11 protein-coding genes and 1 tRNA gene are annotated in these 6,903 nt (G+C 59.8%); 5 read left to right on the forward strand and 7 right to left on the reverse strand.

Going from position 1 to position 6,903, the window contains the following annotated elements; translation table 11 throughout:
* The coding region (locus tag BGN91_RS09320) for an FAD/NAD(P)-binding oxidoreductase (RefSeq protein WP_292612508.1) at positions 1-751 on the reverse strand (751 nt) is incomplete at its 3' end.
* Between the two features lie 176 nt (positions 752-927).
* On the opposite strand from BGN91_RS09320, the gene BGN91_RS09325 reads away from it, so the two are divergent.
* Positions 928-1,257, forward strand: a complete 330-nt coding sequence (locus tag BGN91_RS09325) for a metalloregulator ArsR/SmtB family transcription factor (RefSeq protein ID WP_366408423.1) — start codon at positions 928-930, stop codon at positions 1,255-1,257.
* Between the two features lie 211 nt (positions 1,258-1,468).
* On the opposite strand, the gene BGN91_RS09330 is transcribed toward BGN91_RS09325, so the two are convergent.
* From BGN91_RS09330 to BGN91_RS09340, 3 genes are all read right to left on the reverse strand, one after another.
* A complete protein-coding gene (locus tag BGN91_RS09330; RefSeq protein ID WP_292612510.1) occupies positions 1,469-1,612 on the reverse strand; it encodes a hypothetical protein in 144 nt (47 codons plus the stop codon).
* A 51-nt stretch (positions 1,613-1,663) separates the two neighbouring features.
* On the reverse strand, positions 1,664-1,825 hold the full coding sequence (locus BGN91_RS09335) for a hypothetical protein (protein ID WP_292612512.1): 162 nt from the start codon (positions 1,823-1,825) through the stop codon (positions 1,664-1,666).
* 363 nt (positions 1,826-2,188) lie between these two features.
* A complete protein-coding gene (locus tag BGN91_RS09340) occupies positions 2,189-2,461 on the reverse strand; it encodes a hypothetical protein (protein ID WP_292612514.1) in 273 nt (90 codons plus the stop codon).
* Positions 2,462-2,533: 72 nt separating this feature from the next.
* Here BGN91_RS09340 and BGN91_RS09345 point away from each other — a divergent pair, with 72 nt between their 5' ends.
* Complete coding sequence (locus tag BGN91_RS09345; RefSeq protein ID WP_292612515.1) at positions 2,534-2,923, forward strand: M15 family metallopeptidase; 390 nt, start codon at positions 2,534-2,536, stop codon at positions 2,921-2,923.
* Positions 2,924-3,454: 531 nt separating this feature from the next.
* Complete coding sequence (locus tag BGN91_RS09350; RefSeq protein ID WP_292612516.1) at positions 3,455-3,601, forward strand: hypothetical protein; 147 nt, start codon at positions 3,455-3,457, stop codon at positions 3,599-3,601.
* An 81-nt stretch (positions 3,602-3,682) separates the two neighbouring features.
* Here the strand turns inward: BGN91_RS09350 and BGN91_RS09355 are convergent, their stop codons facing one another.
* A complete protein-coding gene (locus BGN91_RS09355; protein ID WP_292612518.1) occupies positions 3,683-3,886 on the reverse strand; it encodes a hypothetical protein in 204 nt (67 codons plus the stop codon).
* Between the two features lie 244 nt (positions 3,887-4,130).
* Here BGN91_RS09355 and BGN91_RS09360 point away from each other — a divergent pair.
* Positions 4,131-4,204: transfer RNA gene (locus tag BGN91_RS09360), tRNA-Gly, on the forward strand.
* Positions 4,205-4,497: 293 nt separating this feature from the next.
* Positions 4,498-4,914: a GTA-gp10 family protein gene (locus BGN91_RS09365; RefSeq protein WP_292612520.1), complete on the forward strand. Its 417-nt coding sequence runs from the start codon at positions 4,498-4,500 to the stop codon at positions 4,912-4,914.
* A 145-nt stretch (positions 4,915-5,059) separates the two neighbouring features.
* Here BGN91_RS09365 and BGN91_RS09370 read toward each other — a convergent pair whose 3' ends face one another.
* Both BGN91_RS09370 and thrS read right to left on the reverse strand, forming a co-directional pair.
* A complete protein-coding gene (locus BGN91_RS09370; RefSeq protein WP_292612522.1) occupies positions 5,060-5,623 on the reverse strand; it encodes a nitroreductase in 564 nt (187 codons plus the stop codon).
* Positions 5,624-5,684: 61 nt separating this feature from the next.
* The coding region (gene thrS / locus BGN91_RS09375) for a threonine--tRNA ligase (RefSeq protein ID WP_292612524.1) at positions 5,685-6,903 on the reverse strand (1,219 nt) is incomplete at its 5' end.

The following is a 6,903-nucleotide window of genomic DNA, read 5'->3' on the forward strand; positions in this document are numbered from 1 at the left end:
CTTTTCGGCATCCACCTTGGTGGTGCGCGCATTGGTGATCCATTTGATGTGGCTTTTCGGCATCCACCTTGGTGGTGCGCGCATTGGTGATCCATTTGATGTGGCGGTCGCGCATCGCGCTTTCGATCAGCCCCTTGGTGTCGCCGACGCCGTCGAGTCCGAGATGGCCGATATAAGGCTCCGGCGTCACGAAGGTCATCGGCACGCGATCGCGGACGCGCGCGTTGCGCAAGGCCGTTTCGAGGATGAAGGCGAATTCGTAGGCCGGGCCGTAGCAGGACGCGCCTTGCACGGCGCCGATCACCACCGGTCCCGGCGTCTTGACGAGTTTGTCGAATGCGACCTTGGCCTGAAGGGCATGATCGGTCTGGCAGACGGACTGGGTATGGGCATTCGGGCCGAGCCCCGGCACCTCGTCGAAGGCCAGGTCAGGTCCGGTAGCGATAATCAGGTAATCGTAGTAAATGGATGTGCCGTCGTTGAGCTGAATTCGATTTTCGGTCGGCTCGACGCGTTTGGCTCCTTCCGGCCGCAGTTCGATGCCTCTCTGTTTCAGCACCGGGGCAAGGTCGACTTCGATATCCGCCGGCTGTCTCCAGCCGACGGCGACCCATGGATTCGAAGGCACGAACGAATAGGTCGAGCCAAGATTGACGACGGTGAGACGGTCATCGCGTCTCAGCTTGGTCTTCATCTCGTAGGCCATGATGGTTCCACCAAGGCCCGCGCCGAGAACGACAATGTGAGACATGGACTATTCCTCCGATTATCCGCCGAGTTTCCCCGACATCGCGCATCGCGTCTTGATCTGGTTCAAGGCAGGAGCAAATTACCTTTGAACCTTGCGTCGGCCTCTCGGGAAGGCCGGACAGCTTGCTTATAACATTCAAGGAGCATAAATTCAATACTATGAATGTAGGAGATATGATGCCGGCGGCGGAATCGGCCGCGGAACTGATGCGCAGCCTGTCCCATCCACAGCGCCTGCTGGTGCTCTGTGCGCTGGTGGACGGCGAGAGGTCAGTCGCTGAATTGCGTCAAGGGCTCGGGATCGAACAGGTGCCGATGTCGCAGCAACTCATGCGGCTCAGATCGGACGGACTTGTCGAAGCCCGTCGCGAAGGAACGACGGTCTATTATTCCATCGCACGGCCGGAGGTTTTAACTGTCGTGGAGGCGCTGCATTCAGCCTTCTGCGCACCCGCCCGAGGCAAGCGGCCGCGCAGCGGTCGACAGGTGAATACTCGAAGCTCCTAGATCCGTCGCGGGATCGTCGCCCATGGCGAATGCGCTGGGGAGTTCACGATCCGCTAGCGCTTGATGTCGGTGCTGTCCTGCGATGGAAAGCTCACGCGTGCATCAATCCGGTCGGCCGGTGGCGAACACCGCATAGGTGGTGGTTATTTCCTCGATCGATCCCGCCTGTTCGGGTGCGGGCGCTTTGGTTCGTCGATCGGCTTGTCATCGCTTATTGGAACATCACCAGTCCGACGATGAAAGCGATAAACAGCAACACCAGCAACGCGCCGATGATGTAAGCGTTTCGACGGCCTGTCTTCTTCGTTCCCTCGAATTCCCGCATCGAACTTCGCCATTCAAAGAAATCATTCATGTTCACGTCTCCGTCGTCTCAAAAGCCGTAATAGCGTTCGTAGTTTTCGATTCATGCCTTCGCGAAGCCAGCGTCCTCGTGGAGGATTGGAGAGGCGTTTGCAAGCTCGAAAATCGAAGCGATCGCTTCAGGCGTCTTGCCACGTTCTCCGGTAGCTTCCGGCGTTTTGTTGCTTATCCGCACGAATGCAGCTCGAGCGTAGCGGGTCTTCATCCGCATTTTCATCCAATACGCTGACGCCCTTCCAGGCAACCCGAATGAAATGCGGACCTTCCGCTCGGATGCCAACCGGCCTTGCGCTGGTCGTTTCGGGACGCTTTCGAACCGGTGCGGGGAAATTCCGGGATCGGCGTTCGTCTTTCGATGCGATTTTCGATCGGTTGCCGGCCGCGCAGGGCGCTCTCCCTCAGAGCGGCCAGCGGAAGCCGACGAGCCATGTATTTGATTTAAAAGATATTTTTGTTGCGCAAGAGCCAGATCGAGCCCGTGACTTAACCTAAACTCTCAATGTTAATTCAAATGGCGTTTCGCGTCTAGCTAGACAGGCCGGGACCGGCGGCCCTAGGTACGCCGGTATCATGACCAGGGTTCCATACCGGACATTTTAGAGCAGGGCTTTAGTTGCTGCGTTCCCTCACTCCAGCGTTTTCCGGAGACACGATGATCCGACTGCTTATTGCATCGGCGGTGCTTTGCATCGCCGCCACCCCTTCGTTTGCCAGACATTCTCATAAGAAAATTCAGGCCGGTATTGGCTGCGATGTGATGCGTCCCTGCTTTGGCGACGGGGCGTCGCTGTTTGATTTCGAGGATCACACCGCCGGCCGTTCCCGTCATGTCGTCAGACATTCGGCCAGTCACCGAGCGCATCGCAGAATCTCCAAAGGGCTCGCGCGAGTCATGGCCGAAGGCGCGGGGAGGGTGGCTGGCGTGGTTCGCTCGTCCTCCGGCGCGACGGCGCATGTTGCCGGCCGCGCCACCGGTGCTTTCCAGTGCCTCGTTTCGGCTCTTGACCGACAGGGCTATCCGATCCGCTTCATGGGGGGATGGCGGGCGCATGGCAGCGTGCGGGCCTCGTTGCACCCGGCAGGTCTGGCGCTCGACATCAATCAATACGCGCGCAATGTCACGAGGCCGCGGATGCCTCACAACGAGATCGCGCTGGCGAACTCCTGCGGTTTGATTTCCGGCGCGCAATGGTCAAATGCCGACAGCGGGCATTTCCAGCTTGGCGGCTGGAGCGGAGGAGGACGGCATTATGCGAGCCGTCGCCACTATCATCGTCGTGAACACTACGCCAACGCGCGATGATGTCGGCTTGCGGCTCGTCATCGTTCTTTGAACGATTTATGGGCCCCAGCGACGTTCATCCTGGCGCGATCCGCGCAGGCATTCGGGCATGTCAGGCTGCCTGCGGATTGCGCCGACGCGGCAAATGCGGCCGGTCATATCGGCTCGCCGTCGCAAAAAAGCGCGGCGAGCTTTTGCCCGCCGCGCCTCGGTGTTGTCTCGCTGGCACCGGGCGCATAGCCGCCCGTCGCGAGGCTCGAAAAGCCTAGCGGGCGACCCCAGCGAGGTGACAGCGCTCGGTATAAGACACTGAATCACCTCCTTTCGTTGTTGATGGAAGCTGGATCATAGGCACGAAATCGCGCCATGTTAAGGGCTGTAGTCCTTCCGAGGGGGGGCGAGATAGCCCGTGCCCGATGAGTCGGGGCTCAATCCAACCTGCCGTGTTTTCTGAAAATCCTCCGCAGCCGGGCCTTATAACCTTGGCAATGCCGACGCATATTAGGGTGGCGACATGTGTCCTGTCTCTCGACGGACACGAAGGAGAGCGACATGAAAACTAAAATTGTCCTCGTAGCAATTCTGGCTATCGGAACCTTGATAGGCTTCAGTGCGCTGCTCTCTGCCGCTCGCAAGGCGGATCATGGGACCGCCCATTCCAGTAGCGTGGATTGGGACATGACGCAACGCGCGGCATAAGCTCCCGCTCGGGGTAGCCGTTCGTTGGGTCCAGAATCGAGGACTGTCGCGTAGGGGGTCGCTCCGCGGCGCCTTTTATTATTATTTTGGCGGCCGAAGCTCCGGGGAATTTACCCAACGTTCAGCGTCCGCTGCAAACTCGGCCTGCTCGGCCTTCGCCAGCGTGGCAGCTTTCTCTGCGCCAAAGGGCATCGCTTCCGCCCTTTCTCGTATCAGCCTCGCGAACACGCCGAGGCGATCTTTCAATGATTGCGTTTGTTTGAAACGACGCCGTGGCTTGGACATGGCGCGCTCCTTTCCAAAGAGGAAGGCGGGAGCGCAACCGGCGTTCTCATCACCGATAAATGCCTGGGGGCCGCGCGGTGATAGTGGACAACGTCGCGCGAAGGGAAAAGTTCTGTGGGGCCTTGGGAGGATGGTTTGCGGCTTTTTGTCTAAAGTTCGCTGTTTGGAGCCGGAATTGACGGATTTCCAGCCTTGCGGAAAGCATCCGCAAATGGCAATAAAATCAGAACGCTAGATGCGTTGCGCGGGTGTAGCTCAATGGTAGAGCAGCAGCCTTCCAAGCTGAATACGAGGGTTCGATTCCCTTCACCCGCTCCAGGGTGTTTTCTTAACAAGATCAAGTGGTTGGCGATCAAGTAGCTGGTGATGATCTCGCAATATCGTTACGTTCAGGGTCGCGAAGCGGAATATCGTTTCGGTCCGTTCGCGTCCGCACATCATGCGGAGGACCCGAACTCTGGTAGCAATCCCGCTGCATGAGATTATCTGCCGTTGCTTGTTCGATTGCGCTGTCCGCATCATTTCCGAGAGCATCGGCCAACTTCGCTGACGGCTTCAAATGCCGGCCCATCCGTCACAGATCGCCGCCAACGTCATCCATGAGGTTTTAAATGACCAACCACAGCACCAATCCCAGCGCGCGCAAGATTGAGTTTGCCGGCAAGACGCGCGTCTTCAATTTGAACGAGCCAAAAGTTCTCGCCATGATCGCGGGCGGGGCGAAATTGAAGCAGGTCGCGAGAATGGTGACCATTGCCCGTCTCGGCATAGGGCGGGCTCCGCTCGCCGGACAATACGGCGACTCCCCGGCGGCTTGTCACCGACGCTTTGTCGAAAAGGTCTATTCGGCCGAGGACGTGGAGAACGTCATCGTGCTCGGGTTGATCGGGGGCGGGATGCCCGAAGACGAAGCGTTTGCGCTTATCGACGAGCATGTCCATGGCAAGCCGCTCGAAGCCAATGCGCAGATTGCATCGGAAACCATTGCCGCGCTCGCCGGCGCGGAAAAGACGGCGGGAAAAGCGTAAGCGTCCGTTTTGCTTTCAGAACATTCTCGCTTCTGATTGAATCAGAAGCGAAGCTCTGGATTGTTGTTTTGACGCGTTTCTTCACGCGAACCCGGCATCCATCCCCGGGGCCAGGCGAACATGCTTCGCTGGCAAACGTTATGGCTCAGAACCGCGTCACGATGTCCGCCAGGGCCGGGCGAGGGCGGTCCTTGTTCGGTTTTGTCGGCGTGCCGATATGGATAAAGCCCGCGAATCTTTCGTCCGGCTTCAATCCAAGGCCGTCGAGCACGTCGCGATCGTAAGCGAACCAGCCCGTCAGCCAGTTCGTACCATAGCCGAGCGCGTTGGCTGCGTTGACGATGCTCATGGCGCTGGCGCCGGCCGACAGCACCTGCTCCCATGACGGCACCTTGGGGTGCTGCTTGATACAGCTCACCACGCCAATCACCAGCGGCGCTTCCGTCAACTGGTGCTTTTCGATTTCGATCTCCTCCTGCGGAGCCGACGGGTTCTTGCGCGCATAGACACGGGCGATGACGTCCCCGGCACGGGCGCGGCCATCGCCTTCGAACACAATGAACCGCCACGGTGCGATCTTTCCGTGATCCGGCACGCGTGCGCCGATGGTGAGGATCGTTTCGATCTCCTCAGCCGAGGGACCGGGCCCGCTCATGTCACGCGGCTTGACCGAGCGGCGGGTGCGCAGGAAATCGATAACGTCGGACATGGATGCTCTCTTGAAATGGATGCTCTTTTGAATCTGCTGATGGAGCGCAGGGCTTGATGCCTCAGGCTTTGCTTCGCTCCCGCTTGATATCCGGCGGTATGGCTTCCTCCGCCAGCGCCGCGATGGCCTCATCGGTCGGCATCACCTTCTGACCCTCGCTGCCGAGGCGGCGGACGGAGACCGACCGGCTCTCGGCTTCCTTCTTGCCGACCACGAGCAGCGCTGGAATTTTCGCCAGCGAATGCTCGCGCACTTTGTAGTTGATCTTCTCGTTGCGCAGGTCGATCTCGACGCGAAGTCCTGCGCGCCGCGCCGCCGCGGCGACCTCTTTGGCATATTCGTCGCCGTCGGAGGTGATGGTCGTGACGACCGCCTGCACCGGCGCGAGCCAGAGCGGAAAATTGCCGGCGAAATGCTCGATCAAAATGCCGATGAAGCGTTCGATCGAGCCGCAGATCGCGCGATGCACCATCACCGGCGCCTTCTTGGCGCCGTCGGCATCGATATAGAACGCGCCGAAACGCTCCGGCAGGTTGAAGTCGACCTGCGTGGTGCCGCACTGCCAGTCGCGGCCGATGGCGTCGCGCAGCACGTATTCGAACTTCGGTCCGTAGAACGCGCCTTCGCCGGGATTGGTCTCGGTCTTGATGCGGTTGTTCGACGCGGCGATACGCTTGAGCACGTCGGCCATGACTGCTTCGGCGTGATCCCACGCGGCGTCCGAGCCGACTCGTTTCTCGGGCCGCGTCGAGAGCTTCACCGTCAACTCGCCGTCGAAGCCGAAATCGGCATAGGTCGACAGGATCAGCTCGTTGATCTTGAGGCATTCGTCGGCGAGCTGGTCCTCGGTGCAGAAGATATGCGCATCGTCCTGGGTGAAGCCGCGGACGCGCATCAAGCCGTGCATGGCGCCCGACGGTTCGTAGCGATGCACCACGCCGAACTCCGCGAGTCGCAGCGGCAGATCGCGATAGCTCTTCAGCCCGTGCTTGAAGAGCTGCACGTGGCCGGGGCAGTTCATCGGCTTGATCGTGAACCAGCGCTTGTCCTCGGCCTCGTCGCCGGCCGACTGCGCCGCGAACATGTTCTCGCGATACCATTCCCAATGTCCCGAGGTCTCCCACAGCGACTTGTCGAGCATCTGCGGCGCGTTGACTTCGTCATAGTCCCCGGCGAGGCGGCGGCGCATGTACGCGATCACGGCCTGGAAAATGGTCCAGCCCTTGGCGTGCCAGAACACCACGCCGGGACCTTCCTCCTGGAAGTGGAACAGGTCGAGT

The sequence above is a fragment of the Nitrobacter sp. 62-13 genome (assembly GCF_001896955.1).
GTDB lineage: Bacteria > Pseudomonadota > Alphaproteobacteria > Rhizobiales > Xanthobacteraceae > Nitrobacter.